Origin of the sequence: Paraburkholderia sp. MM5384-R2 (genome assembly GCF_014201025.1) — a bacterium.
In the GTDB taxonomy this organism is placed as follows: Bacteria; Pseudomonadota; Gammaproteobacteria; order Burkholderiales; family Burkholderiaceae; genus Paraburkholderia; species Paraburkholderia tuberum.
In genome coordinates this window covers 67,304-94,258 of the sequence record NZ_JACHDI010000004.1, presented here as the reverse complement: position 1 = coordinate 94,258, position 26,955 = coordinate 67,304, and the positions used below count along the sequence as shown (strand labels likewise).

Here is a 26,955-nt window from a genome sequence, read left to right as displayed (position 1 = left end):
CAGCGGGCGGCTTCGTCTGCAAGTGCGTCTCGCCAGTAAAAGCCAGCCAGTACGGATTTTCTACCCATTGCCAGATGACCTCTTCGTCGGACAAGCCGAAGGCATGCTGCAGGTACAGTAGTCCCGCGATCAGCCGCGTGTCCGTTGCGGGACGCCCGCGATTGCGTTTTTGCGCCGTCAGCATAGAAACCGCATAGCAATGCTCCGTTCTCAGGTGTTCAAATTCTCTTAGGTACCGTCCTCCGGCTCTCGCCGTAGTGCATACCCCGACTACGCCGTCGTCGTACGAGTGCGGCAGACGGCAACGTCGATATTTTCTGCGACAACTTGAACCGGACGTCCTACGCCGCAGTCCGAGCGGTAAAGAAACTCCGTGTGCCATTCATCCGTGAGATCGATCGCGACTGACGGGTACCGGCTCCGACAGGCGTACCAGATGGCCCGCAACAAGCGCCAGCGTCCCGCAGGTTCCGCCCACAACGCCGAGGCCAATCCAGCCATATTGCCCCCCCACCGTGGCCCCTCCGATTGAGCCAATTGCCCCGCCGACGTAATACGAAATCATGAACACAGTGTTGAGGCAGCCGCGCACTTCAGGCTGCAGCCCATACAGCCGTGTTTGATTTGCGATAAGGTTGGCGCGACTGCCCAGGTCTAGTCCAATCGCGCCGAGAACCAACAACGCCAGGCAGTAACCCGACGCCGCAATCAGGGAAAAGGAGAGTATGACGAGAATTGCGGCGATCGATACAACGTTGCGCGCGCCCCAATGGTCAGCGAGACGACCGATCTTCGTGGAAGCCAGCATTCCAGCGAGGCCGACGAACCCGAACAAGCCAGTCAGGTCACTACCCCAACTGTAGGGCGGGCGCTGCAACATCAACGCCAACGATCCCCAAAGCACGTTGAGCGCCCCGAACAGAAGAAAGCCGGCAAGACAAGCTTCGCGTAATAAAGGCTCTCTGACGAACAACAGACCAAGCGACACCATCAACTCTGAATACGGCATGTCGCTACTCGGCCGATTAGCCGGAAGACACAACCAGACTACGACGAACAGCAGGACGTCAATGACGGCTGCCAATGCAAACATCGTTCGCCACCCCGCGTGCTCACCGACATAACCGCTAAGGGTGCGCGCGAGCAGTGTCCCGGCGAACAAACCACTCATCAGACACCCTACGGTATGGCCACGTTTGGCTGGAGCCACCAGACTTGATATCGCCGGGATAATGATCTGCGCAGTGACTCCCGTCACCCCGACGAGCATGCTAGCCGCGAGCAACCATGCTAACGAGCTTGCCGTCGCGCTTAGCACCAAGCCAGCAATGTTCGCTGGAATCAGGCAAGCAACAAGCCTGCGCCGGTCAAGTCGATCACCCAACGGACCGAATAGGAGGAGTCCGAGCGCATAGCCGATCTGGGTAAGCATGGTGATTGCCCCTTGGGCGGAGGGACCCGAGCCCACACCGGCCGCCATCGCGGGTAGTAGCGGTTGATTGTAGTAAAGCGTCGCGACGGCGAGCCCGCAGGCGAGAGCCAACGCCACCACGCGAGGACCAGATACCGGAAGAGAGTTTGAGTCTGATATCACGTTTGAGATGGTATTCACGGGCGTCATCGGCGAAGGAGCCCGGCTATCAGGCGAATCCATCGGCCTTGCTGCCGCCGAGCGCCTGCGATGACAAAGACAGTCGGAGACAGGATCGGCTACCAGCGTCGGGCCGCATCATCCAGTCCATTGCGGAGGAGACGCTTTAGCAATTCGATCAGTTTCGGCTTTTCGTCTTCCGTGAAGATGGTGAAAGGAAGGCCATCAAGTTGTTCAAATGTAGCAAAAAGCTCCTTTGCCAGCCGCATACCTCGTTGGATCAGGCAAATGCAACAGCTGCGCCGGTCCTTTGAGCTCGGAAACCGCTCGACCAATCCATAGGGATCAAGACGCGACAGTAGCCTGGACAACGCGCCTTCATCGTAGTGCAAGTCGCTTGCTATCTGCACCTGGGTCGTAGTCTGGCCGTGCGCAAGATACGCAATGAGTTTGGCCTGTGGCCACGATATACCGAAGGCATCGAGTGAAATCTTCTCCCCGGCGTGGCGAATGGACCTCTCGACATCAGTAAGAAGCACCAGGCAGCTGTAGTACACGGCTGCTCGATTGCTCTCCGAATGTTCATCATTCAGCTCTCGTTCGCGCCCGCCGTACGGAATTGTCTCCATCTGCTCGCCGAGAATATGAAAAATTGTCGTCGGTTTCGAAAAGGACGGAATTCAAAGCCAATTCGCGGGTGTCCGTCCACCCGATTCGTCCGCTGCCGCAGAAGCGGCAGGCCATTCAGCTTGATGCCGTAGCGGCTCCGCTCCATCACCATCGAGCATCGATGCGTGCAGCAAAACCATACTCCGTGCAGTCACGAACCAGCCTTCCGCAATCCACTGCCAAGCCTGAGCTAACATCGAGGGGCTTATGTCGTCATCGACTGGCATGAGCACCTCCATACAATCGGTTTTTCGCTTTGGTGGTTTGTGCAGTCATGGCATTGCCATCAACGCTCGATCAGTCTGAAATCCCACGCCCGCCCCGCCTTTCGCGACGCCAGGGTCGCCAGCGAGCGTTGTGCCCTCATGCTCGCGCTCGCGGACAGCACCCGCTGGCAGCCGGGTCGGCAGAACCGATACCTTGAACACGGCGACCAGTTCGGCAAGCTGTTCGGATTGCCGCTGCAGACTGCTCGCCGCTTGCGCAGTCTCCTTGACCAGCGTCGTGTTCTGACGTGTGACTGTTTCTATCTCGGCAGCGGTCTGATTGATCAGGTCGATGCCGTTGCTTTGCTCTGCGGTCGCACTGCTAATCTCACGTATGAGGTCGGTCATGCGCTGCACACTCTGCGTGATTTCCTCCATGGTCTGTCCGGCTTTGGCGGCCAACTCGCTGCCTGCTTGCACTTGTTGCGCGGAATCCGCGATCAGGTCTTTGATTTCCCTTGCCGCAATTGCGGAGCGTTGCGAGAGACTCCGCACTTCTGTCGCAACCACGGCGAAACCCTTTCCCCGCTCACCGGCGCGCGCGGCCTCCACCGCCGCGTTCAATGCCAGAATATTGGTTTGGAACGCAATGCCGTCAATGACCGAAATGATGTCGACGATGCGCGCGCCCGATACGCTGATGGATTGCATCTTCCGCTCGACCTCGCTCACGACTTCGTGTCCCTGTTTGGCGACCGCGGATGCCGAGATGGCGAGCGTATCAGCAATGCCCGCGTTTTCCGCTGTCTTGCGTACGGTCGTCGCGAGATCACCGATCGAGTCGGCAATGGCCTTCAGCGAGGCGGCTTGCTGTTCAGTCTGGATGGCAAGTTCGCGATTGGCGTTGGCGATGCCGGACGACGAGCCGGCAATGGTTTCAGTATTCAGGCGCACATTTCCCACGATGCGTGCGAGGTTGTCTCGCATCATGGCGACCGCATGCAGCAAGCTGGAGCGGTCTCCGTCGCGCAAAGCGACTTCGCCAGCGAGGTCGCCGTTGGCAATTTGCCCAGCCACGCCAGCGGTATAACCGGGCTCGCCGCCCAACTGCGCGAGCAGGCTGCGCGTGATCAGCATGGAAACGGCAATGCCCACAATGGTCGCAACTACGCCCATGACGATCATGCCGTTGCGAGCAAATTCCGATGCCTCCCTCGCTTCCTCGGTCGCCTGCTCATTGTTCTTGTCTTCCAACGCAACCAGTCTGGAGAGCGCTTCCATCCACTTGACCTGGACCGGCTTCAACTCGACCGCCAGAATCGAGTAGACCTGATCCATCCCGCCAGCGCGCGCAAGGTCAATGGCCCGGCCGATCAACGGGCGGGCCTCATTTTCATGCTGCTTTATCTCCGTGAGGAGGTCACGCTCAGGGCCTGAGCGCTCTTTATCGCCGGAGAGCAGCGCGAGCAATCGCTGCTCCGTCTCGCCATAGATCCGCGCCTTGACATCGATGCGCGCTACCTCCTCGTCGACTTCCGAGGCCGAACCCACCAGCGCAACGTCCCGCAATGCGACCATCCGCTCGAACACCGTGTCCCGCATCGCCATCGCCGCCCGCGACTTCATGTTGTTGACACCGGTGATCTCGTCCATGCGCGCCTGGTTGGCTGCCATGCGCGCAGTCGCGACGATCGTGATTGCAGCCATCAACGTGAGCATCAAGGCAAATCCAGTACGGAGCCGCGCGCCTATGGTGAGGCGCTGAAAGGCATTGCCGATCTTCATCTCTTCTCCTCCTTTTCCCTGGTACCGATCAACAGGAGCGCCGCCTGCTCCGGCCGCTTTGGCGCGGGTGCCCAGTTGATCACGAGGGGATCCCGCTGTCCGCGTTGGCTTATCTTTGCTTCATGCGCGCCAGCTTGTCGGCCAGGGTCATCAGCGTCCGATTACCGGCGGCCCACACGATAGCCTCCTGGGCGAAGCTGGAACGTTTGGCGCCTGGGTCCTCGCGGCCCATTCCGGGATTCTTGTGGCAAGCAATTGGAACGTTGAGGATCAGCCGGCGCAGGCAGGAATTTGCATGGTCGCACCACACGATCTGCTGCTCGCGACCCTCGATCACTTTCACGGCGTAGTCAGGGTCAGCCAGCATCTGGCGGGCGAGCATGCTCGCGTCGGCATGACCGGCATCGATGGCCTCGGCGGCCTGCTTCGGATCGGGCGTACTGGAAAGGAACAAGCGGACGTCTGGACCCAGCGCCTTGCGGAATGCCTGCGGCTCGCCGTGCGCGAGCATGTTGCCGGAGATGCTCGTGACATTCTCGCCCATGGACTCGTAGTTGCCCTCGCTGAGCGAAATGAAATCCACCCCGGCCTCGACGATGTGCGCGGCCACTTCAGCGAAACCCTCCGGTCCCTGGCCGCCAGGCATGTGGTCATTGACACTCATACGGATACCGAGCGGATAACCGGGGCCTACCTCGGCGCGCACCGCAGCGACCGCATCGCGCAGCGCCCGCGCGCGGTTTTCGGCCGAGCCGCCGTATTCGTCCGTACGCTGGTTCGACAGAGGTGAAATAAACGAAGAGTAGAAATAGCACATGTGCGCGCCAATCTCGACACCGTCGAAGCCGGCTGCCTGCGCGCGGCGCGCTGCGGAAACGACCGCGGCCTCAAGCTCCTTGATCTCCGCAATCGAAGCCTCTTTCGGCAGTGGTGTTACGCGGCCGCCCGGAATATAAAGGTTATCTGGCAAGCCGCCCGCGCCCATATTCACCGGCTTCGGGCTGGCCGACGAAATCCAGTTACCGTTGCGGGGTACACCCATTCGCCCGAAGCTCGGGAACAACTGCGCGAAGATCGGCGTGCCGTACGCATGCACGGCGTCCGTTAGCCGCTTGAGATCCGGAACGAACTCATCCTTGTCGAAACGCACGTTTGGGGAGAACGGCGATTCGCGCCACGCCCGCTCGGTCGCCACGGAACCGCCGACGATGATCAGCCCCACCCCACCCTCGGCACGCCGCGTCAGAAATGCGATGGTCTGATCGCTCGGCCGGCCGTCTGCAGTTGGACGCAGCACGGCCATCGGCCCGAGGATGATGCGGTTCCTGATTTCCAGGTTGTTGATCTTGAGGGGACTCGCAAGCACGTTGGTCGTTGTCAAGATTTAGCTCCTTGCCATCATCGCGCCGACCTTGCTGGTGGCGCCGCCGTCGATCGGCAGATTGACACCGGTAATGAAGGTTGATTCGTCGGAAGCCAGAAACAAGCCCGCGTACGCAATATCGAGCGGATAACCGTGCCTATCGAGCGACGGCGTGCTGTCGAACAGCTTGCGGAAATACGGGCTTTCGTCGTAGGGACGCTGCAATGCGGGACCCATGATGGGGCCGGGTGAAATGCAGTTCACCCGGATCCAGTACGGCGCGCCTTCCAGCGACAACTGCCGGGTCAATGCAATCACGCCGCCCTTGCCCGCCGCGTGCGCGGTGGTGCCCAATCCCTCTGCAGCCAGCATGCCGGCGCAGGACGCGATGTTGATGATCGAGCCGCTCTTCTGTTTGCTCATGATCGGCCAGACCGCCTTGGTCGGCAGGTAGATGACGTCCAGTTCGAGGCGAATGGTTTCCTTCCACTGCTCGAAAGTCATCTGATCGAACGGCGCCATGTGCACGCCGGCACCGTTGTTATAAAGCACATCGATGCGGCCGTGCTTTTGCATTACGCCGTCGATCCAGCCATTCACCTGCTCCGGCGAGGACGCATCCACCGTGGCAATGTCGATCGTCAAGCCGCGCTGCTCCGCGAGGGCGCGCGTCTGTTCCAGGGTGGCCGGATTGACGTCGCTGGCACACACCGTGGCGCCTGCTTCGGCGAACAGCAGCGATACGACCTGGCCCTGACCGCCTCCGGCACCCGTCACGAGCGCCACTTTGTCTTGCAGGCGGCCCGCGCATGGACCGCTGCTGATTTTGTCTGCGTAGTTCGTCACGATGTCTCTACTTTGTCGGATGGCTAAGATAAGCCGCTAATGCGGCCAGATCGGTGTCGCTGACTTCGGTCTTGCGGAAAGCCGGCATGATCAGCACGCCGTTGCGCACGAAATAGCGGATGAAGTCCGGATTGAGGTCCGTGCGTTCTTCCAGTGCGGCCGGGATGCTGCCGCTGTACTTGGCCGCCAGCGACGCGGTGCCTGCCATGTGATTGCCCACGCCGTGGCAGGATGCGCACCACTGGTTGAAGACATGCTTGCCCCGGGCCAGGATGGCGCCGTCATCGGCCATGGCGGAACTGGCCCAAGTCACCATCGCCGCCAGCAATATCGTGTCAAGGTTCTTCATCATTTCGCGTTTTTCCGCAGGTTCTTCGGCCAGATGCCATAACGGCCCGGAGACAGGATGCCGTTCGGATCAATCGCGTCCTTGATGGTTTCGTGCAGACGCAGCAGGCTGTTGTTGTTGAACGAATACAGGCCCATGGCCTGATCCTGGAACTCCGGATGGCAGCGGTATTCGCCCCAGCCATGCTGCGCACCGATGTCGAGCAGAGTGCGATAAGCCTTGACGATGGACTTGTTCAATTCCTTGTCGTCGGTAATCGGGAAGCCGACGATGAACAGGAAATTGCGTTCGTAGAACGGCGCAGGCAGCGCGAACGGCCGCAGGTTCCAGATCGGCACCTTCTGCAACGCGGGAATCGTGCGGGCGGCTTTGTCGAACACGCGGTTGGCTTCAAGGATGCCGTCGGCAGTTTGCGGAATCACCGGCGAGAACCACATGTGGCCGCGCATCGGATTCGGATTGCCGCCTGCACGTGTGCCCATGCCGAAGAAATCCATGTTCGGCACGCCCACGTCCTGCGGATAGAACGTCCATTCATTTGCAGCCTTGTGCGGATCCGTCTGGATTGGGTCATCCTGGAAGACGACGTTCTTGATCGACTTGCTCGCCAGCTCCTTCACCGCTTCCCACTGCGCAGCGACAACTTTCGATGGACCGTAGAACTTGAGGCTCAGGCCCCAGTACGGAATCCTGTTGTCCGCGCCATACTTCGCCAGTTCACTGGAATAACCAACCCTGGATTGGGCGACGAGATCGGCCTGCTGATGCGGCAATTGCGGCGGCCCCTTGTAGAAAGCGTCGACGAGGTTTTTCGTCTTGTTGCTGACGCCAAGCAAGGGACTCAGCAACTCCGGTGTACCAGGAGCCAGGCCAGTGTTTTCCGCATATTTGAGCAATTCGACCAGCGGGTGCAGATCCTCATAGCGCGGGGCGAAGATCATGCCCTCCATGAAGGCTTCCGGCGCCGGCATCAGCCACATGCCGATCTTGGTGACAACACCGAAGTTGGACTGCGAGAAAATGCCGTCCACCACCGGCCCCATGCCATGCCGGTACTGCGCCCAGGTCGTGGATCCGGGAAGCGCGCCCATGCCGGTGCGCACCAACTCACCATTGGCCAGCACCACTTCCATGCCGCAATGCGCGTCGAAGTGATTGCGAAAGCGCGACAGAGTGTGCCCGACTCCGTGGTCCAGCGCGTTGCCCATCACACTGCCCCAGCCCGGGTCTGCCACATCGAGCCACAGGTTCAGGCCTTTTTGACGAATGTAGTTGTACAGATCGAAATAGCTGACGCCCGGTTCGACGATCGCATAGGCATTGCTCTCGCTGACCTCGATGATGCGATTCATGCGCTTGAGGTCGAGCACCACGCTGCCGGAATGGTTCGGCGCCGAACCGCCGTAGCCGAGGTTCTTGCCGGTGGAAATGGCGTACAGCGGGATCTTGTACCTGTTGGCGATGCGCACCACCGCTTGCACTTCTTCGACCGAGGCCGGAGCGACAGCGGCAGAAGCGCTGCGGTCTTCCGGTATGTCGCGCAACGGCGAATAGGCGTCCTTGTACGGAAACAGATCTTCGTCGCTGGTGAGCACCCAATCTTTGCCGACGACCGTCGCGAATTCCTGCAGTGCCGTGACGAAAACTTCTGGAGATACGTTCTGTGGGGTTTTCATGGTGTCACGCGATGATCCAGGAAACGAGGTTGTCGGGGTGACCATTGTTGTCAGCGAACTGAGTCAGTACGCGGGTGCGCAGCGCGTGACTGCGTGCCTGCTCGGCGAGGCACTGCCAGACCGCGCGCGTGGTCAGGCCCGCAACGGCGCCTTCGCGCTGTTGCCATAGCGGTTGCAGGTGCACCTGCCACAGCCGGGTCAGGCCGTCGGTGACGTCAAGTGTCTTGCCGTCCGGTGCTGCCAGCGCCTTCGCGTGCGCCAGACTTTGCGCATAACGACTATCCGTGACGATGTAGCGGATGTCGGAAAGACTCGGCTCTCGCGCGGACGACGAAGTTGCGGCGGCAGCGGAAAACAGCGAAAGGTGCCCCACCGCAGCCAACGCCGCGGCGTTGCCGGTGGTGATGAGCAGCGAGCGGCGGCTAATACGGAAACCCTCGATACCCATGCTCAATCTCCGAAAAATTCACGGTAGGCGGAAAAGCCAGGAATGTGGATCGACACGCCACCATCGGCAACGAGCGTCTGCCCGGTGATATTGCGCGCTGCATCCGAGGCCAGGAACGCGACCGCTTCGGCGATGTCTTCCGGTGCGCCGACACGCTCACGCGGCGTTTCATCCAGCACCAGCTTGAGCATCGCCGCGGGGAAATCCTTGGCCACCGTTTCGGTCATCACGAGGCCTGGCGCGACCGCATTGCAGCGCACGCCCTTGCGCCCGTAGGCGGTGGCCACGGCGCGGGTCATCTGCATCATCGCGGCCTTGGTCGCGCTATACGCGTGGAAGCGGATGTTGCCCTGCAAAGCCATGCCGGACACGGTGTTGACGATCGCGCCACTACCGCTCCTGATCAGGTGCGGCAGCGCTTCGCGGGTGACGATCATGGTGCCGCGGCAATTGGTGTTGAAGAAGGTGTCCCAGATTTCGGTCGCCATTTCGCCGATACCGTTGTCGGCGGCGACCAGTTGCTGGCCGACCGCGGTGGCGTTGTTGTGCAGGATGTCGAGGCGGCCGAAATGTTCGACCGCGCGCGCGATCATGGCCTTGATCGAGGCCTCGTCGGTGAGATCCATGCCGACGGCGATCGCGGCATCGCCATAGCTGGCAGCAAGCACTTGCGCGCGATCCACAGCAATGTCCGCAATCGCGACGCGCGCGCCACGGCCGATCATCAGGTCGACGGTGGCCTGGCCGATACCGCCCGCCCCTCCGGTGACAATGGCGACCTTGCCCTCGAGATTTAGAGCCTTGTACATCTCGTGTCTCCCTGGTCGTTATTTTATATATACAACTCGTATCGTATATTAAATACCCCCAAGCGCGACGTACTTGATCTCCAGATAATCGTCGACGCCATACCTGGAGCCTTCACGTCCAAGACCGGACGCCTTCACGCCGCCGAATGGCGCGACCTCGGTCGAGATCATGCCCTCGTTGACACCGACCATGCCGAACTCGAGCTCTTCGACGACGCGGAAGATGCGGCCCACGTCGCGTGCATAGAGATACGAGGCGAGGCCGAACGGCGTGTCGTTGGCCAGAGCGATCGCTTCCGCCTCGGTCTCGAAGCGAAACAGCGGCGCCACCGGACCGAAAGTTTCATCGCTGAAAATCAGAGCATCGTGCGGCACGTCGGTCAGCACAGTAGGCTCGAAGAAGAAGCCGCCCAACCGGTGCCGCTTGCCGCCCGCGGCCACGCGGGCGCCCTTGGCCACCGCGTCGGCGATATGTTGCTCGACCTTGAGCACCGCGTCCTCGTTGATCAGCGGCCCTTGCACCACGCCATCCTCCATACCGTTGCCGACCTTCAGCGCGGCCGTGGCCTCGGCCAGCTTCCTGGCGAACGCGTCGTAGATGCCGGACTGCACCAGCAGGCGGTTGGCCGCAACGCAGGCTTGTCCGGTGTTGCGGTATTTCGCGGCCATGGCGCCTTTTACGGCGGCGTCCACGTCGGCGTCGTCGAACACGATGAAAGGCGCGTTGCCGCCCAGCTCCATGCTGGTCTTCTTGATGGTCGGCGCGCATTGAGCCAGCAACTGCGCTCCCACTTCGGTGGAGCCGGTGAACGAGAGCTTGCGCACGATCGGATTGGCCGTCAGTTCGCCGCCGATGGCGCGGGCCGACCCGGTGACCACGTTGCACACACCCGGCGGAAGGCCGGCGCGTTCGGCCAGCACGGCCAGCGCCAGGGCCGACAGAGGTGTCTGGCTCGCTGGCTTGATGACGCCCGCGCAGCCTACGGCCCATCCCGGACCGGCCTTGCGCGTGATCATCGCCGACGGAAAGTTCCACGGCGTGATCGCCGCGAACACGCCGATCGGCGCCTTCAGCGCCAGGATGCGGCGACCGTCGACATTCTGCGGAATGATGTCGCCATAGACGCGGCGCGCTTCTTCCGAGTACCACTCGATGAAACCCGCGGCGTAGAGGATTTCGCCGCGCGACTCGACCAGCGGCTTGCCCTGTTCGGCCGTCATGATGACGGCCAGGTCCTCGATATGCTCGAGCATCAGTTCGTAGAGCTTGCGCAGCACCTTTGCGCGTTCCTTCGGCAAGGTCTTGCGCCAACCACGCATCGCGCGCTCGGCCGCGTCGATGGCGCGCCTCGTTTCGGCTGCGCCGCCGTTAGGCACGCGCGCCACCAGCTCGCCGGTGGCGGGGTTGACGACATCGATGCTCTGGCAGCTGTCGGCCTGCACCCACTTGCCGTCGATCAGCATCGCCTCGCGCAGAAGGTCCGGATCCTTCAGGGGCAGTTTTGTCACGTCACTCATGAGCTATACCTCAGACTGGATTGCGGCCGATGAAGAATTCCTCGTCCGGAGAACTGGTCGGGTTGAGACCCGCCGCTTGCGTGGCGTTTCTCAGCAGCGCCATGTCCTTACCGTGCACGCGCGCGGTCGGGTGGCGGATAGGCCCACCGTTGTAGCCCTGCAGCCAGCTCTGGTACTTCCACAACAGGCGGTTGGACAAGCCCTGACCGCCGAAGCCCAGCGTGGACACCGCACGACGCATCGGCTCGAGCTTGTAGTACAGATCGGTCGCCTCGTCGTACCTGCCTTCGCGGATCAGCTTGTGCGCGCGCGGAATCCACGGACCGAAGAAGGCGCTGTAATTGGTGCCGCAAAACGGGATATCGAGGACCTGCGCCAGCGGGATGTATTCGTATTCCAGCGGCGAGGAGATCACCACTTCCTTGTGGAAATGACGATGCACTTCGATGGCCGACATGAAGTACGGCATGCCGCCCTCGGCTTTGATCGCCACTACGTTCGGGCAGTTGTCGACCAGCTTGCGCAGTACCGCCACCGGAATGTCGGCTGGATGCAGGCGGCCAAAGCCCCAGGTCGGCACCGGGAAGATGATCACGCCGAGGTTGGTCGCGTCGCAGACGGCCTTGCTGTATTCGTACACCTCGTCCAGCGATTTCGGATAGAAGTGCGGCGGGTAGCCGAGCAGCACCAGATCGGCGCCATTGGCTTCGGCGCGCTTGACTGCCGCGATGTTGTCTTCCAGCGTGTTGAAAGCGGCGTGGTGCACGACGAGGAGTTTGCCGTTGGCCTCGTCGACCATGATTTGCTGGAACTGGTCATGCTCTTCCAGCGACAGCGGCACTTCGGACACTGCCAGCGAGCCGATGAAGCCATGTTCGATGGACAGGCGCACGTCGTGGCGAATCGCCTTCTCGTTGATGTGCTTGAAGTCGTTGGTCATCGTCGGAATCGTGACGTTGGCGACGCCGACTAGCGCTTGTCGCGCCCATTCGCGGGCTTCCTTCCTCGTATAACTGGCCATGATGCGTGTTCTCCGTGTTGGTGGTTCAGATGCTCTTGCTTTCGAATTCGATCGGCAGGCTCGTTGCCAAGCCCATTTCCAGCGCGCGGGTCAGGATCAGTTCCGCGACCACGATGTCCTGCAGGCCGCCGCCGACCGACTTGAACATGCGCCTTTGCGCGCCACGCAATTGCTCTTCGAGCTTGCCGCTCATCAGGTCGACCATGCTGAAGGACTTGTCGCGGAAGGCGATACCTGCCTCTCTGGCGGCGAGCATGTCGCCGGTTTCTTCCAGCACTTCTTCCAGCATGTCGCACACGATGACGTCGCTGTGCTCCACGACCGACGGGTCGATCTCACGTTGCGAGGGCACGGTGGAACCGATGGAAACAATGGTGGCCTCGGGCGCGAGCCAGTCGCCATACAGGATGGGAAGCTCGCCGTGCGAACGGGCCGCGCACAACACCAGCCCGGCGCCGTCCACCGCCTCCTGACCCGAGGCAACGCCGCGTGCCGGCACGCCGAGGTCGCGCGTCGCGGCCTCGGCGAATGCGGCGCGCTTCTCGGGCGTAGGACTGAACACCACGATTTCGGTGAGCTCGCGCACGCTGGCGATGGCGCGCACATGCATCGAGGCTTCGAGTCCACTGCCCAGTACGGCGAGGCGTGCCGGGCGCCGAGGTGCGAGGCGATCGAGCGCGGCCGCCGAGGTCGCCGCGGTCCGGAAACCCGTCACCAGTGCGCCGTCGACCAGACCCGCAATGCGGCTTGTTTCACGGTCGAACAGGACGATCAGGTATTCCACCGCGGGATGCGTGCTGCCCATCGCCGCGCCCATAACCTTGGCGCCGTAGTAGCGCCCGCCCACCGGTACGGCTGATAGCGTGCGCAACCAGGTCTTGCCGACGGCGGCCACGCTGCGAGCCGGCGTGGACTGGGGCGGGACGGGTTGAGAATAGGCGGCTTGCAGAGCTGATATCGCGTCTTTCCATATGAATACGGATCGTGCCGTATCGCTTGAAACGAAAACAGGGGAATGAGATGTCGTCATGATGATGCCACTCGTGGATGTCGGGCCAGCTTAATTGGCAATAAACGGTTCGTCAATTCCTTTATTGATTGGCATCATTTGCAACCGTCAACTCCGTTCCGATTTTCAGTCGCACACCGTCAGAAAGTGCCGCGGGAAAAGCGTCCATACCGTACGCGCTACGACTGATGGTGGCGACTGCCTCGAATCCGATCACGGGCATTTGCGTCCACGGGTTGATCGCTCGGCCCGTCAGCGTGGCGTCGAACCTCACCGGCAGCGTAACGCCCCGCAGAGACAATTCGCCATCGATCACATAGCGATCCTCATCGCCTCGTCGCACCGTGTGGGACACGAATATGGCGTTTGGGTGCGCGTCCACATCGAACCAGTCGGCACGGCGCAGATGTTCGTCGCGCATCTCCAGAGCCGTATCGATCGAAGCGGTCTCGACCTCGAACTTCACGCTGGAGGCCTCGACGTTCTGATCGTTGAACCGCAGTTGCGCAGCAAAGCGTTTGAACACGCCCGGTGTGCGAGTCAGCCCCAGATGGCTGACCGAGAAACCAATATGGGTGTGCGCTGGGTCGAGCACCCACGCGGCCAGTTCTGTCATTGGATTGCTCCTGTTTTGGAAAACGATGAAGGCAAATTGGGCCGAATTATGTATCATTCGCCGAGATAATATGCATCAATCTACTACCATGAATCTGATCGACGACGATGTGGTCCGGTTGCGCAACTACATCGAGACCCGTGCCAGCACTGCAGACGACTCGCGCCTGCCTCCTGAGCCCAAACTTTGCGAAGCCTTGGGTATCTCGCGAGGGCGGCTGCGCACGGTACTCAAACGACTGGAAAGCGAAGGCCTGATCTGGCGGCATGTTGGCAAAGGCACCTTCATCGGCCCGCGCCAGATACGCGCTGACGACGCCAGCCTTTCCGCCGCGATCAGCCTCGACGATCTGCTGGACGCTCGTCTGGTGCTGGAACCTCAACTGGCCGCGCAGGCAGCCATTCACGCCACCGCGGCTGACATTGCAGTGCTGGAGCAGTGCCTATCAGAGATGCAAACCGCGAAGCCTTTCATACAGTGGAAGCGCCTCGACGAGCGCCTGCATCGCGCCATCGCGGAAGCCACGCACAACGCGCTCCTGCTGATGCTGTACGGCACCGTGCGCACCCAGATGCAGGTCAACCTCGACTCGCGCATCGAGGCGGTTTACTCCCCGATGAGCGAGCCGCGCCAGGACACCGACAACGAGCATCGCAAGCTGGTCGACGCCATTCGCGCGCACAACCCCGACCACGCCGAGCAGGCCATGCGCGAGCATTTGCGCTCGGTACGTACCCGCCTGTTCGGCCAACGTTAGCACCTACCTACCCCCTGCGAATATCAGCGTCATTTTCGATTGACCGGTTCACTTCTTTGTGAAACGATACGACTCGATCTGTATATAAAGATAGGAGACGTGGATGAAGAAGGTCATCATCACCTGCGCCATCACGGGTGGCGCCCACACCCCTTCGATGTCACCGCACCTGCCGGTGACGCCCGAGGAAATCGCCCAGCACTCCATCGAGGCCGTCGAGGCCGGCGCGGCCATCATTCACCTGCACGCGCGCGACCCCATCACCGGCAAACCCACAGGCAGCCCCGACGTCTTCCGCCAGTTCGTTGGCAAGATCAAGGACAGCACCGACGCGGTCATCAACATTTCCACCGGCGGCGGCGGCCCCAGCATGCCGATCGCCGAACGCGCCGAAGCCGGCCGCGTGCTCAAACCCGAGATGTGCTCGCTCAATATGGGCTCGATCAACCTGGTCCTGTCCGAGATGGCGCAAAAGGATCGCGCGTGGAAGCACGACTGGGAACAGCCCTTCCTGGAGTCGACGCGCGGAATGATATTCCGCAACACATATGAGGACATCGAATGGATCCTGGCCAACATCGGTCAGGCAGGTGGCACGCGCTTCGAGTTCGAATGCTATGACGTCGGCCACCTGTACACGCTGGCCTACTTCCTCGAACGCGGTCTGGTGAAGCCGCCGCTGTTCGTGCAGAGCGTGTTCGGGCTGCGCGGTGCGCAAGGCGCCCACCCCGAAGACCTGATGCACCAGAAGCGCACTGCTGACCGCCTGCTCGGCAACGACTACCACTGGTCGATCCTCGCTGCGGGGAAGAGCCAGATGCCGCTGGCGACGATGTCGGCAATTCTCGGCGGCAACGTGCGTGTCGGCCTTGAAGACAGTCTCTACATCGGGCGTGGCGAGCTGGCACAGTCCAACGCCGAACAGGTGCGCAAGATCCGCAACATCCTGACCGAGTTGGGGCTGGAAATCGCCAAACCCGACGAAGTGCGGCAGTTGCTGCAGTTGAAAGGCAAGAAAGAAGTTGCCTTCTAACTCACCTTCCAAGCAAAAAAACAACTGGAGACAACAATCATGTCAGACGTGAAAAGCGTCCTGATCGTGGGCGCTGGTATCGGCGGGGCCATGACCGCGTACGCCCTGGCACGCGCCGGGATCAAGACCCACTGCGTGGACATCGCGCCGAAAAGCGCGGTTGCCGGCACAGGTATCTGCCTGCTGCACAACACGATGCGTGCGATGCACCGGGTCGAGCTGGCCGAGCCCTGCCTGGAGTACGGGCAGCAAATCGATCACTTTCGCCAGTTCGACGCCGCGGGCAACCAGATCAGCGAGAATCCCACGCCACCCGGTATCGGCATCAAGCGTCCTGACTTGGCGCATGTTCTCGAAAGCGCCGCGGCCGGAGCCGGCGCGAAGATCGAATACGGCACTACCGTAACCGAACTCGAAGATCTGGGCGATCGCGTCAAGGTCGTTTTCAGCAACGGCGAGCGAGGTGAATACGACGTCGTGGTGGGCGCCGACGGCGCCTATTCGAAGATCCGCCACAAGGTGTTCGGTGCCGAGTACGACGCCGAGTTCGTCGGTCAAAGCTGCTGGCGCTTCTCGGCACCCCGCCTGCCTGAGCACGACGGCTTCTGGCTGTTCCGCCACAACGGTGCTGGCGTCGGCGCAATCCCGACCTCGAGCGACGGCTGCTACCTGTTCATCCTCGAAAACAGCGATAAGCCGCTGCATATGCAGGGCGACAAGCTGGACGTGCTGCTGAAGGACCGCCTCGCGGCCTACACCGCGCCACTCATCCGTCAGGCGATCGAGCAACTCACTAACCCCAGGCAGGTGCTGTTCCGCCCGTTCGACGCGCGCCTGATGCCCGGCCCGTGGTGGCACAAGGGCCGCGTGGTGTTGTTGGGCGACGCCGCGCACGCGCCGACCCCGCAGCTCACCTCCGGCGGCGGCATGGCTATCGAAGATGCGGTGGTGCTCGCCGAGTGCCTCGCCGCTCCGGGCACTGCCGCGCAGGCGCTCGAGACCTACAGCAGCCGCCGCATCCCGCGCGTCAAACGCGTCTGGGAGGCGTCGTTCCAGATTTCGCGTTGGGAGCGCGAAGACCCGGTCGGTAACGCGCAGAGAACTGCAGCGTTGCTGTTGGACACCTACAAATTTCTCGGCGAATCAATTTAGGAAGCCGAACAGGCAGCACTAGCCACCACAACACGACACGGTAGAGGAGACAAACGGTGGAACACTGCAAGAAACCCAATCATCGCATGAGCATGCTGGCATTGGCGGCGGCGGTCTGCGCCACGCCCCAAGCGCATGCTTTCAATATCGACACTGGCAATGACGATCTTTCCGTCCGCTGGGACAACACGCTGAAGTACAGCAATGCCTTCCGAGTGCATGGTCAGGACGAGTCACTCCTCACCGGCAACGTGTTTTCCGCCAACACGGACGATGGCAATCGCAACTTCAAACCGGGCCTGATTTCCAACCGCGTGGACTGGTTGAGCGAGCTCGACGTGGTCTATGCGCAGCGCTATGGCTTTCGTGTCAGTGGCGCGGCCTGGTACGACAGCGTCTACAACACGTATAACGATAACAATTCTCCGGGTACGTCCAACCGCTTTTCGGGCGCCTATAACACCTTCAACCCCACGACCCGCACTCTCCAGGGCCGCGACGTTGAACTGTTGGATGCCTTCATGTTCGGCGGAATCGACATCGGCAGCACGCGTCTGAACGTGCGTGCCGGTCAGCACTCGGCACAGTGGGGCGAAAGCCTGTTCTTCGGCATCAACGCCATTGCCGGCGCGATGGCCCCCATCGACGCCATCAAGCTGGCCTCCGTGCCGAGCACGCAGTTCAAGGAAGCGATACTGCCCGTTCCGCAACTGTCGGCGCAGTGGCAACTGACGCCCGCCGTTTCGGTGGGCGCATACTACCAGTTCACCTGGAAAGCCAACCGCCTGCCCCCCGCGGGCAGCTACTTCTCTGGCCTGGATTTCATGCCCGAGGGCGGTGAAGGTATGTACATCCCCGGCTCTCCCAACCCGTTGCTTCGTGGTGCAAACCAGGACGCGAAGAACAGCGGCCAGGGCGGCCTGCAAGTGCGTTTCTCGGCGCTCGATACCGACTTCGGGCTGTACGCCGTACGCTTCAACAGTAAGAGCCCGCAGATCGTCAATGACATCGGGGCCGCCGGCGTGCCGACCAACTACCACCTGGTCTACCACGAGGGGATCACCGCTCTGGGCGCCAGCGCCTCGCACACCTTTGGCGACATCCAGGTGGCGATCGAGGCATCGATCCGTAACAACCAGGATCTGGCCTCCACCGGCTCCAATGATGTGTCCGCGTTGACCGGCACGGCCGCCAACGACAACAGCGGCAATCCCGCCTATGCCGTTGGACGCACCGCCCACATGAACGCCAGCACGCTTTGGACGCTGCCTTCGTCGCCGCTGGCGCGCGAAGCGTCGCTGACCGCCGAAGTCATGTGGAACCGCGTGCTGTCAGTGACGAAGAATCCCCAGGCGCTCGATCCCAACTCCACGCGCGACGCCTGGGCATTCCGCATGGTGCTGGAGCCGACCTACCGCCAGGTGCTGCCGGGCCTCGACATCAGCGTGCCGCTTGGCCTCGGCTGGAGCCCACGCGGCTCGCGCTCGCAAGCGTTGGGCCCCTCGCTGCCGGCAACCAATGGCGGCGACATGAGCATCGGTTTGAAGGGCAGCTATCTCGACGTGTGGCGCTTCAGCCTGAACTACACGCACTTCTACGGCCCGGCCGCCACGATGATGAACGGCTTTCCTCCGACTTTCACCTACGGACAGTTCATGAAAGACCGCGACTTCGTCGCGCTGTCCATCAGTCGCACGTTGTGATTCAACAAGGCAAAAGAGGAGCAATTCATGGAATTCCAGACACTCGCCCGCGTCGCCACGGTGCTTTTCGCCGTGGCCGTAGTCGCCCCCGCCCAGGCCGCCGTCACTGCGGACGAAGCCGCTCACCTGAAAAGCGACCTGACGCCGTTCGGCGCCGAAAAGGCCGGCAACAAGGACGGCACCATCCCGGCCTGGACCGGCGGTCTGACCACACCCACCCCGGGATTCAAGAGCGGCGGCCGCCGCCCTGATCCCTTCGCCAACGAAAAGCCGATCCTGCAGATCACCGCGAAGAACATGGATCAGTACGCCGATAAGCTGGCCGAGGGCGTCAAGGCGCTACTGAAGAAATACCCCGACAGCTATCGCCTCGACGTCTACCCGACGCACCGCTCCGCCGCCGCGCCGCAGTATGTGTACGACAACACCTTCCAGAACGCGACGCGAGTCACGCTGAGTGACTCCAGCGCGGGGCCGGTTCCCAAGGGCGGGTACGGCGGCATTCCGTTCCCGATCCCCAAGAACGGCGCGGAAGTCATGCTGAATCACAAACTGCGCTGGCGCAGCGAGTCCTGGGTCAAGACCGCGCACAACTGGCAGGTCACGGCCGACGGCAAACCCGTGCTGCTTTCGGACGTCACCCAGCAGAACAACACGCCCTATTACTTCAAGGACGCACCGTCAGACAAACGCGGCGACGACTACTGGATGGTGCGCCTCGACACTCACGGCCCGGCCATCCGCGCGGGCGAAGCGATCATCGGCCACCAGACCATCGACGAATCCAACACCAACACCTGGGTTTACCTGGTGGGCCAGCGTCGCGTGCGCAAACTGCCCAACGCCTGCTGCGACACGCCAACCCCGGCCGCCGCCGGCGTGTTGTCGTTCGACGAGATCGAAACCTTCAACGGTCGCATGGACCGCTTCGACTGGAAACTGATCGGCAAGAAGGAGATGTATATCCCCTACAACTCCAACCGTGTGCTGACGGCCGCCAGCGACAGCGACATCCTCGGCGCGCATCACCTCAACCCCGATTACATCCGCTGGGAACTGCACCGTGTCTGGGTAGTGGAAGCCACGCTGAAATCGGGCGAGCGCCATACCTCGAAGAGGTCGGTCTACTACGTCGATGAGGACAGCTGGCTGGCTGTGCTGGCCGACCGCTACGATGCCAACGACAAGCTGTGGCGAATGGCTTACTCGACCCCGGTCGCCATGCCCGACGTACCCGGCGAGATCGCCTTCGGCTTCGGCGCCTACGACCTGTCGGCCGGCAGCTACGTCGCGATGGAGCTCGGCGCCGAGCAGAAGATGCAATACAAGGTCAACGCGACCCGCTATCCGGAATCGTTCTTCGCACCGGAGAACATGGCGGGCGAGAGCGTGCGCTAACCGTCACATCAACCTGAGTATCACCATGCAAACACAAGATAAGAAAGAAGTGCTGCGCCAGCTCGAATACCGCCCGGTGCGCCGCATCGTCACCGGCACGAACGCTCAGGGCCGCTCCTACATCCAGTCCGATGGCGACGCGCCGAACGCGTTCTGGGAACCGGGCCGCCCCGCGGCGCACGTGCTGTGGGCCACCGGCGAAGCGCGTGCGCCCGGCGACGAGCCGGCGCCTAAAGGACACAGGTTCCCGTTTCACTCGCCACGCGGCTCGCTCCTGCGCGTCGCCGACTTCGCTCCGGACTCGTTCTACAACCAGGAGGAGCTGCTGAAGTTCCTCGACGAATCCGGGGTGCGCGACAGCAACAAGCCGCGTCATTTCTGGTTTCACAAGACCGACTCGCTCGACTACGCCATCGTGCTGGAAGGCGAGGTCTACGCGATGATGGACGAAGGCGAGGTACTGATGCGCCAGGGCGACATCCTCGTTCAGCGCGCCACCAACCACAGTTGGTCCAACCGCTCCGATAAGCCGTGCCGCATGGCTTTCGTGCTGCTGGACCTGGTGCCCGGCGAGCCGCTGTGAACCACCCCATTAAGGACACACAATGAATATCATCGGACCCGACTACCTGGTGTTCGCGGTTGACGACCTCGCGGCCAGTTCGCAGTTTCTGACCGACTACGGCCTCGAAGATCAGGGCAACGGCCTCTTCACGGCGCTCGATGGCACCGGGGTCATCATCCGTCACACCGACGACCCCAGCCTGCCCAGGTGGACCCAATCGACCTCCAACCAGTTGCGCAAGACGGTCTACGGCGTGGCCGACAAAGCCACGCTCGACGCCATCGCCAACGAACTGGCGAGGGACCGCGAAGTGAAGTCCCTGACGGACGGCTCGATAGAGTCCATCGACGACATGGGCTTCATGCTGGGTTTCCAGGTCACGGTGCGGCGCAAACTGGACCTGCCGGTCGAACAGATCAACGCCCCCGGCGCCCCGCAACGCGGCTTCAATGTCAACGGCGTCGACAGCAGCGTCAACGCGCCACTGCCGAAGCCTCGCACCCTGTCGCACGTCGTGTATTTCGTGCCCGACACTGACAAGGCCGAATCCTTCTACATCAAGCGCCTCGGGTTCCGCTTGTCCGACCGTTTCGTCGGCATGGGTCCGTTCCTGCGCCCGGCCGGCTGCGTCGACCACCACACGATGTTCCTCATTCAGACACCGCCTCACATGCTGGGCTGCGAGCACTTCACCTTTCATATGGGCGGTCCCACCGAGGTGCTGCTGGCCGGCCAGAACATGCAGCGCAAGGGGTATGAATCGTACTGGGGACCTGGCCGGCATGTGATGGGCAGCAACTGGTTCTGGTACTTCAATTCCCCGTTTGGCTGCCACATCGAGTATGACGCCGACATGGATCTGCATGACGACAACTGGGTGCCGCGCGTGGAGGATGCCAAAGCGGATCGTTCGCAGATCTTCCTGTTCAACTGGCGCGAAACCTGGGCGCCAAACGGCCCCGATGGTCAACCCTGAGTGCTGAATGCAAATGTCTACCTCCGACGCCCCCGCCTGGATCCGGCTCTGCGAATTGAACGAGCTGCCCCAGTTGGGGGCGCGTGGTTTTGATCTCCAGGGTCGTGGCACCGACGACCTCTTCATCGTCCGCTGCGGCGAACTGCTGCGGGCGTACCGCAATTCCTGTCCGCATTGGCCGGAAGCGTCGATGCCCTGGCGCAAACATGCCTACCTGGATAGCAACGCCGAGCACATCGTCTGCCACGGCCATGGCGCGCGCTTTACGCTCGAAGAGGGCTTGTGCGTACTGGGTCCCTGTCAGGGTCAAGCGCTGAGGGCCGTACCGCTGCGCATCGAAGAAGGCCGTTACGTCAGCGCCCTTTTTTGATGCCAGCAATCAATTCGTGATGCTTTGGTGTCTACCGATTCGGTAGGCACTCATCTTCAGCATCCATATCGTGCATAGCTACACCACCCCGATCAAGCCAACTATCATCCACGTGCTGGTGCTCAGCGTTCCAGTGGGGCGACGATACAGAACCGGAAGTGCTTTCCGTTCGCGCCGCTGATCACAACGGCGCGATCATGTGGTGGATGTGCGGTTGGCCGGGCCTTCAGGGGGAATGGCGGAATCGTTCGCTCGCGCACCCGGCTGTACGGCGCATCGATCGACGTACCGCCGGGACTGGCGACTATCAGAATTTCACCGTCAAGCGATCCTCGGCTGGCCGCTGGTCCCGCGCAGTTCACCACGCACTGTGGCCACGAAGAAGCCAACGCTGACCACCGCGAGCGCGACGACTATCCAGCCCAGACTTTCGTAGCCAAAGCGCTGCGCTACCGCACCGCCCAGGAAGGGGCCGATGGCCGATCCGGTCATCAGCATCACCGGAGTGGCGCCAACCGCACGGCCAGAGGGGTCCAGGCGCGCCAGGTACGCGAAGATGAAGGTGTGCGTGAAGGTCATCACCACCGGGAACAGGCAGGCTCCCACTGTATAGACGCCATAGACCGTCGTTTGTGTCAGCATCAGGCACAGCACGGCATGTAGCGCCGGGCCGAAAACGATCACGACCTTGGGGGAAATCTTTTTCTCGAAACAGGTGGCGAGAATGCCGGGGGAAAGATTAACGAGACCGATCGCAAGCATCGTGTTCATAAGCTGCGCGCGGCTGAACCCATGGGAGTCGCCGACACGTTCGACGAAACCGAACATCATCGAATGATTCAGCAGCGCGAAGCCGGTCCCGATCATCGCGAGCCAGACCACCCGCGGCAACCTGTCATGGTGAACCGACGCATCGGGGTTCGAGATGCCGGGCCGTCGAGACGGGAAACCGATGAGCGCGAACAATGCGGTCACCAGCATCATGCTACCTAAGGCCAGAAACAGCGCCGGGCCGCCGTACGCGACCACCAGCTTGGACACACCTCCCAGGAATCCCAACGACACCAGGGTCAGGCCCAGGAACGCGACGGCGATCAGGCGGTGCGGGTTGGAACTGGCGCCCATGGTGGCGTGCGCCATCGACAGCCCTACGCCGACACCCAGGCCGCCGACGAAATGCAGTGCGATCATCGTGCCGTAGTCGCGAGTCGTGGCCATAGCGATGAACGCTGCGGCCGCGACGCCATAACCCAGTGGCACCGCCAGCGCGCCGCGTATACGGTTGACGCGCGGAGAAACTATCGCACTACTGATTACCGCTGCACCGAGGAAGCACGAAACCAGGGTGCCCGCGCTTTGCGGGCTCAACCCATACATGCCGATCAGCACAATACCGATCCACACCGGCATCGCAACGAGGTCGATCAACCCCGAGCAGTGGCACAACACGAGAGAGATCCAGCTTTTTGAGCTGTCCACAGGTCTGTTCATCATTGTCTCCATATTATTAATGCGTTCGTTTTGTGGTACTTCAGTTTAGATACTATACGATTCGTTTCATATAACAGTGAGAATCCATATTGGCTCGCGACGCAGCGCATATTCAGCGGAATAACCGGATAACCACGTGCATCTGTAAAATAGCGCGGGATATTCATCAATCATCGAGGGGACCTGTGACGACAGCAGCACAACGCTCTCCAGGGCGCACACGTAGCACCGCCTCACGCCTGGCGATTCTTAACGCCACGCTCAAACTGCTGGAAACGCAGCCGCTGCAGGACGTCTCGATTGAGGCCATCGCGCGCGAGGCGGGTGTCGGAAAAGCCACCATCTATCGCTGGTGGTCTACCAAGGCGGCGGTGGTGATCGAAGCCTTTCTGATCAACCATGTCAGCCACGTCGCGGCCCCCAGGGGCATGAAACCCCGCGAGGCCCTGACCCAGATCTTGCAATTGCTGATCAAGGAATACGCGGGCCGGGAAGGCCGCATCGTGTCGCAGATCATCGCCGAAGGGCAGAGCGACCCTGACGTGCTGCGCGAATTCCGTGAGCGCTTCTGGTACGGGAGACGCGCCATGGCCTTGGAACTCGTCAACGAAGCACGCCGGCTAGGCGAGTTCCGCGACGACATTCCGGCCGAGTTCCAACTGGACCAGCTCTTTGCGCCCGTCTATTTCCAGTTGCTCACGGCGCATTCCCCACTGACTCAGGAGTTCGCCAACGCTCACTGCGACAACGTCATGCGGCTGATGGCGCCGGTCGCTCGTCAAACACAGACAAAGCCGAAGTCGCGCTAGCCAGCAGCCGTTCGCCGCTGGCGTCGAACAACGAAGCGCGGGCAAAGCCTATCGTGCGCCCCACGCGCTCAACATTGGCTGTGGCCACCAGCGGCCCGACTCTGGCTGCCGCCAGCATGTTGACGGACAGGTTGATCGTGGCGCAAACGCGACCCGGCGGCAGCATCGACAGCATGGCCATGGCCATGGCCAGGTCCAGCATGCTGGCCAGCGTGCCGCCACTGACCACGCCGTTGCCCTGCGTGCTCTCGGGTGGCGCGACAAAGCCCAAGCGCAGTTCACCCGGCTTGCCTTCGCGCAATACCGCGCCCAAGCTGGCCGAGGCGGGGTTGGTGTCGAGCAGAATGTCGCGGCGGCCGGCGACCACCGCCGCCGCGACATGCGCCCGCGTCGGATTGTCTATCAGTTCGCTCACGTGGGCCTCTTGCATTACATGAAGGGCTTGCGGCGCTCGGGCCACCACAATCCTCCGATCGGCTGTCCCATGGTGGTACGCAGCACGCCGACGCCACCAGCTTCCAGTTCGACAACATCGCCCGGCTTCAGCTCGCGACCCAACTCCAGCGCCGAGCCTCGGCCCATCGTGCCAGAACCGATCAAGTCGCCCGGCAAGATCTTCTCGCCCAGCGAGACATAGGCGACCAATTCGGCCACCGTCCACAGCTTGCCGCCGCTATTGCCCGTGCTCCAGGTTTCGCCATTGACGCGGACCTCCATCGAAATGGCGTCCAGATCCTGGAATTCGTCCAGCGTGGTGATCCACGGACCGATCGCATGCGCGAAGTCCTTGCTCTTGGTGCTGCCCATACCGATCGGCAGTTCGTCGTGCTGCAGCTCGCGACCGCTGAAGTCGTTGTATAAGGTGATGCCAAAGACGTATTTCATCGCATCTTCTGGACGGACGCTGCCGCCCTCGCGACCGATTACGTAGCCCAGTTCCAGTTCGTAATCCATCTTGTTCTTGATGTAGCCAGGCCACGGCACGATCGAGTTGTGCCCGATCACCGTGCTGGGCGAGTTCTTCGTGAAGCCGGGGATACGCAACATGCTGTCCGGTACTTCGCGATCCATGCGCTCGTGCCAGCCCTTGATGTGATCGACGAAAGTCAGACCATCACGCAGCACCGGAGGATCGGAAGCCGCCAGCCAGGTGACGTCCTTGATATCGAGCGAGGCATCATCGCCATAGCTTCCCTGAATCACTTCGGTGGCAGTCTCGACCAGGATGTCGCTGGCACCCAGCGCCTGGGCCATGCTGCCTGGGAACTGCGCCTGGGCCAGGCGCATCGCGGCGGCCTGCGTCGCGTGGCGCTTACCCATCGCGTGCAGCACGCCGGCGCGAGCCAGATCAATCACGCGTCCCTTCTCGGGTTCAACGACCACCAGGCGGGCGATCATGCCATCAGGGCTTTCTCGGGAAATGCGTCCGAACTTCATCACGTCTCCTTGTTTGATGAGATAGGTCGAGCGTGGCGCGCAGGTTGTTGCATCACTTTGAAATTCGCGCGCACGCTCAGGATTGCACGTCGGTCTCTGCTCAACTCTGTGAATCTATACGTATCGTTTCGTAACAAGCTACGCACAACGGCGTCGGCTGTCAATTCATTTAATGAACGATACCGGTGACTTTTACGATTGGCGGTCGACGACTTATGAGCCGAGCTTGAGCGCGCCCTTCATCATGGTCCAATGGCCGGGAAACGAGCAGAAAAATGTGTAGCCCTGGCCCGCGGCCAACCTGGTTGCATCGAAGGAAACGGTGGCGGACTCACCTCCCCCGATCACTTTGGTATGAGCAACTACAGCGGCGTCGTCCGGCACGTAATCCTTGGCCGCGCCAGCAGACATGCCGGCCGTCGCTATGCGCTCGAAATCGGCATCCCTCGTCAGCACCCAATTGTGACCCATGGCGGTCCGAGGCAGTTTTCCTGTGTGCTCAAGTGTGACGGTGAACCGCTTGCATGCCTTGTCGACCGTGATTTCCTTCGCGTCGAATTGCATGGCGTCGTTAGCCTTGACGACCTGGCCGCAGCCTGCCCAGGTCGGTCCTGCTGCGACCGCCAGCCCGGCGACGATCAAATGCTTGCGCATGGAAGACTCCTTCTTGTAGATATATTGGAAAAATCAGCGATCTGCCTGCCCGGGCGGGCTCAACACGATCATTGCGCTTTCGGCGAGTTCATCAGCGAATTTTCGGCTCAGCGGTAGATGCCCCATGAGGAGCCGGAAATAAACAGGCGAGTACACGATGTCCATCAGAAACTCGGAGTCCATATCCGTGCGGAATTCGCCGTTACGACGCCCTTCCTCGATGACTTCGCGGACCATGGCGCGACGGCCATAGAAGAAACGCTCGCGGAATACCCGAAGAACCTCAGGATCGGACTGCCCTTCGGCCAGTATCTGAGCGACCAACCGGCCGCCTCGCCCGTCATACTGTTGCACCATGCGACGCAGATGCACGGCGATAGCCTCGCGGCAACTGCCGCCTTTCGGCATGGGCGTCTGCACGATGTGGTTCTGCACGAAGGCGTCGATCACCACGGCCGCCTTGGAGGGCCACCAGCGATAGATGGTCGCCTTGCCAACCCCTGCTTCCCTGGCGATCGCCTCGACGGTGATCTGCTGCGGCGACAGCGTTTCGAGCAGGTTCAAGGTAGCGTTCAGAATAGCGACACGTGCGGCCTCGCTGCGCGTGCGTCCCGGCGAACGCTTGTTCCGAACTGAACTCGTACTGGGGACGGTGTTGCTCGCAGTCAATGCTTTTCTCCATAGCGGCGGATGGAATTCGCCAA

At 61.6% G+C, this 26,955-nt stretch carries 27 protein-coding genes and 1 pseudogene; 9 read left to right on the top strand and 19 right to left on the bottom strand.

Translation table 11 applies throughout. The features are described from left to right. Positions 1-4: 4 nt before the first annotated feature. From HDG37_RS08775 to HDG37_RS08710, 14 genes and pseudogenes are all read right to left on the bottom strand, one after another. Positions 5-160: pseudogene (locus tag HDG37_RS08775) on the bottom strand (transposase); the annotation flags it as partial. A gap of 222 nt (positions 161-382) precedes the next feature. After that, positions 383-1,621: an MFS transporter gene (locus HDG37_RS08770; protein WP_221311947.1), complete on the bottom strand. Its 1,239-nt coding sequence runs from the start codon at positions 1,619-1,621 to the stop codon at positions 383-385. Positions 1,622-1,710: 89 nt separating this feature from the next. Continuing rightward, entirely contained in the window at positions 1,711-2,220 is a 510-nt protein-coding gene (locus HDG37_RS08765; RefSeq protein WP_184046156.1) for a MarR family winged helix-turn-helix transcriptional regulator, read from the bottom strand. Positions 2,221-2,532: 312 nt separating this feature from the next. Next, positions 2,533-4,251 carry a methyl-accepting chemotaxis protein gene (locus tag HDG37_RS08760; RefSeq protein ID WP_184046154.1) on the bottom strand — a complete coding sequence of 573 codons (1,719 nt, stop codon included), beginning with the start codon at positions 4,249-4,251 and terminating at the stop codon, positions 2,533-2,535. Between the two features lie 109 nt (positions 4,252-4,360). After that, the gene (locus tag HDG37_RS08755) at positions 4,361-5,632 is read right to left on the bottom strand and encodes an NADH:flavin oxidoreductase (protein WP_184046152.1); all 1,272 of its coding nucleotides are present in this window, start codon (positions 5,630-5,632) and stop codon (positions 4,361-4,363) included. A 3-nt stretch (positions 5,633-5,635) separates the two neighbouring features. Next, positions 5,636-6,460, bottom strand: coding sequence for an SDR family NAD(P)-dependent oxidoreductase (locus HDG37_RS08750; RefSeq protein ID WP_184046150.1), 825 nt, complete (start codon positions 6,458-6,460; stop codon positions 5,636-5,638). Positions 6,461-6,467: 7 nt separating this feature from the next. Then, positions 6,468-6,812, bottom strand: coding sequence for a cytochrome c (locus HDG37_RS08745; protein ID WP_221311940.1), 345 nt, complete (start codon positions 6,810-6,812; stop codon positions 6,468-6,470). Then, the gene (locus HDG37_RS08740; RefSeq protein WP_184046148.1) at positions 6,809-8,485 is read right to left on the bottom strand and encodes an FAD-binding oxidoreductase; all 1,677 of its coding nucleotides are present in this window, start codon (positions 8,483-8,485) and stop codon (positions 6,809-6,811) included. The genes HDG37_RS08745 and HDG37_RS08740 overlap by 4 nt, the downstream gene beginning before the upstream one ends. 4 nt (positions 8,486-8,489) lie before the next feature. Next, positions 8,490-8,933 (bottom strand): hypothetical protein, encoded by a 444-nt coding sequence (locus HDG37_RS08735; protein ID WP_184046146.1) that lies wholly within the window; start codon positions 8,931-8,933, stop codon positions 8,490-8,492. 2 nt (positions 8,934-8,935) lie between these two features. Further along, positions 8,936-9,742 carry an SDR family NAD(P)-dependent oxidoreductase gene (locus tag HDG37_RS08730; protein WP_184046144.1) on the bottom strand — a complete coding sequence of 269 codons (807 nt, stop codon included), beginning with the start codon at positions 9,740-9,742 and terminating at the stop codon, positions 8,936-8,938. Between the two features lie 48 nt (positions 9,743-9,790). Further along, positions 9,791-11,260 carry an NAD-dependent succinate-semialdehyde dehydrogenase gene (locus HDG37_RS08725; RefSeq protein ID WP_184046142.1) on the bottom strand — a complete coding sequence of 490 codons (1,470 nt, stop codon included), beginning with the start codon at positions 11,258-11,260 and terminating at the stop codon, positions 9,791-9,793. A gap of 10 nt (positions 11,261-11,270) precedes the next feature. Then, a complete protein-coding gene (locus HDG37_RS08720) occupies positions 11,271-12,281 on the bottom strand; it encodes a dihydrodipicolinate synthase family protein (RefSeq protein WP_184046140.1) in 1,011 nt (336 codons plus the stop codon). A 25-nt stretch (positions 12,282-12,306) separates the two neighbouring features. Next, positions 12,307-13,311, bottom strand: a complete 1,005-nt coding sequence (locus tag HDG37_RS08715) for an ornithine cyclodeaminase family protein (protein ID WP_184046138.1) — start codon at positions 13,309-13,311, stop codon at positions 12,307-12,309. A 61-nt stretch (positions 13,312-13,372) separates the two neighbouring features. Further along, on the bottom strand, positions 13,373-13,906 hold the full coding sequence (locus HDG37_RS08710; RefSeq protein ID WP_184046136.1) for a YceI family protein: 534 nt from the start codon (positions 13,904-13,906) through the stop codon (positions 13,373-13,375). 88 nt (positions 13,907-13,994) lie between these two features. On the opposite strand from HDG37_RS08710, the gene HDG37_RS08705 reads away from it, so the two are divergent. From HDG37_RS08705 to HDG37_RS08670, 8 genes are all read left to right on the top strand, one after another. Further along, the gene (locus tag HDG37_RS08705) at positions 13,995-14,663 is read left to right on the top strand and encodes a FadR/GntR family transcriptional regulator (RefSeq protein ID WP_184046134.1); all 669 of its coding nucleotides are present in this window, start codon (positions 13,995-13,997) and stop codon (positions 14,661-14,663) included. A gap of 103 nt (positions 14,664-14,766) precedes the next feature. Then, positions 14,767-15,696, top strand: coding sequence for a 3-keto-5-aminohexanoate cleavage protein (locus HDG37_RS08700; RefSeq protein WP_184046132.1), 930 nt, complete (start codon positions 14,767-14,769; stop codon positions 15,694-15,696). Positions 15,697-15,735: 39 nt separating this feature from the next. Further along, positions 15,736-16,848, top strand: a complete 1,113-nt coding sequence (locus HDG37_RS08695; RefSeq protein ID WP_184046131.1) for an FAD-dependent oxidoreductase — start codon at positions 15,736-15,738, stop codon at positions 16,846-16,848. Between the two features lie 56 nt (positions 16,849-16,904). After that, positions 16,905-18,551 carry a DUF1302 domain-containing protein gene (locus HDG37_RS08690; protein ID WP_184046129.1) on the top strand — a complete coding sequence of 549 codons (1,647 nt, stop codon included), beginning with the start codon at positions 16,905-16,907 and terminating at the stop codon, positions 18,549-18,551. Positions 18,552-18,578: 27 nt separating this feature from the next. Then, the gene (locus HDG37_RS08685) at positions 18,579-19,949 is read left to right on the top strand and encodes a DUF1329 domain-containing protein (protein WP_184046127.1); all 1,371 of its coding nucleotides are present in this window, start codon (positions 18,579-18,581) and stop codon (positions 19,947-19,949) included. A gap of 25 nt (positions 19,950-19,974) precedes the next feature. Beyond that, positions 19,975-20,532, top strand: coding sequence for a cupin domain-containing protein (locus HDG37_RS08680; protein ID WP_184046125.1), 558 nt, complete (start codon positions 19,975-19,977; stop codon positions 20,530-20,532). Positions 20,533-20,554: 22 nt separating this feature from the next. After that, positions 20,555-21,490 (top strand): VOC family protein, encoded by a 936-nt coding sequence (locus tag HDG37_RS08675; RefSeq protein WP_184046123.1) that lies wholly within the window; start codon positions 20,555-20,557, stop codon positions 21,488-21,490. Positions 21,491-21,497: 7 nt separating this feature from the next. Continuing rightward, positions 21,498-21,860 carry a Rieske 2Fe-2S domain-containing protein gene (locus HDG37_RS08670; RefSeq protein WP_311541204.1) on the top strand — a complete coding sequence of 121 codons (363 nt, stop codon included), beginning with the start codon at positions 21,498-21,500 and terminating at the stop codon, positions 21,858-21,860. Between the two features lie 321 nt (positions 21,861-22,181). Here HDG37_RS08670 and HDG37_RS08665 read toward each other — a convergent pair whose 3' ends face one another. Further along, entirely contained in the window at positions 22,182-23,354 is a 1,173-nt protein-coding gene (locus HDG37_RS08665; RefSeq protein WP_260332807.1) for an MFS transporter, read from the bottom strand. A gap of 182 nt (positions 23,355-23,536) precedes the next feature. On the opposite strand from HDG37_RS08665, the gene HDG37_RS08660 reads away from it, so the two are divergent. Then, the gene (locus tag HDG37_RS08660) at positions 23,537-24,160 is read left to right on the top strand and encodes a TetR/AcrR family transcriptional regulator (protein ID WP_184046121.1); all 624 of its coding nucleotides are present in this window, start codon (positions 23,537-23,539) and stop codon (positions 24,158-24,160) included. Here HDG37_RS08660 and HDG37_RS08655 read toward each other — a convergent pair. The 4 genes from HDG37_RS08655 to HDG37_RS08640 all read right to left on the bottom strand — a co-directional run bounded on the left by HDG37_RS08655 (position 24,102) and on the right by HDG37_RS08640 (position 26,920). After that, positions 24,102-24,575, bottom strand: coding sequence for a PaaI family thioesterase (locus HDG37_RS08655; RefSeq protein ID WP_311541203.1), 474 nt, complete (start codon positions 24,573-24,575; stop codon positions 24,102-24,104). The genes HDG37_RS08660 and HDG37_RS08655 overlap by 59 nt on opposite strands. Positions 24,576-24,589: 14 nt before the next feature. After that, positions 24,590-25,597 carry a fumarylacetoacetate hydrolase family protein gene (locus HDG37_RS08650; protein WP_184046117.1) on the bottom strand — a complete coding sequence of 336 codons (1,008 nt, stop codon included), beginning with the start codon at positions 25,595-25,597 and terminating at the stop codon, positions 24,590-24,592. 213 nt (positions 25,598-25,810) lie between these two features. Further along, complete coding sequence (gene azu, locus HDG37_RS08645; protein ID WP_184046115.1) at positions 25,811-26,251, bottom strand: azurin; 441 nt, start codon at positions 26,249-26,251, stop codon at positions 25,811-25,813. 33 nt (positions 26,252-26,284) lie between these two features. Next, complete coding sequence (locus HDG37_RS08640) at positions 26,285-26,920, bottom strand: TetR/AcrR family transcriptional regulator (protein ID WP_184046113.1); 636 nt, start codon at positions 26,918-26,920, stop codon at positions 26,285-26,287. Positions 26,921-26,955 lie beyond the last annotated feature (35 nt).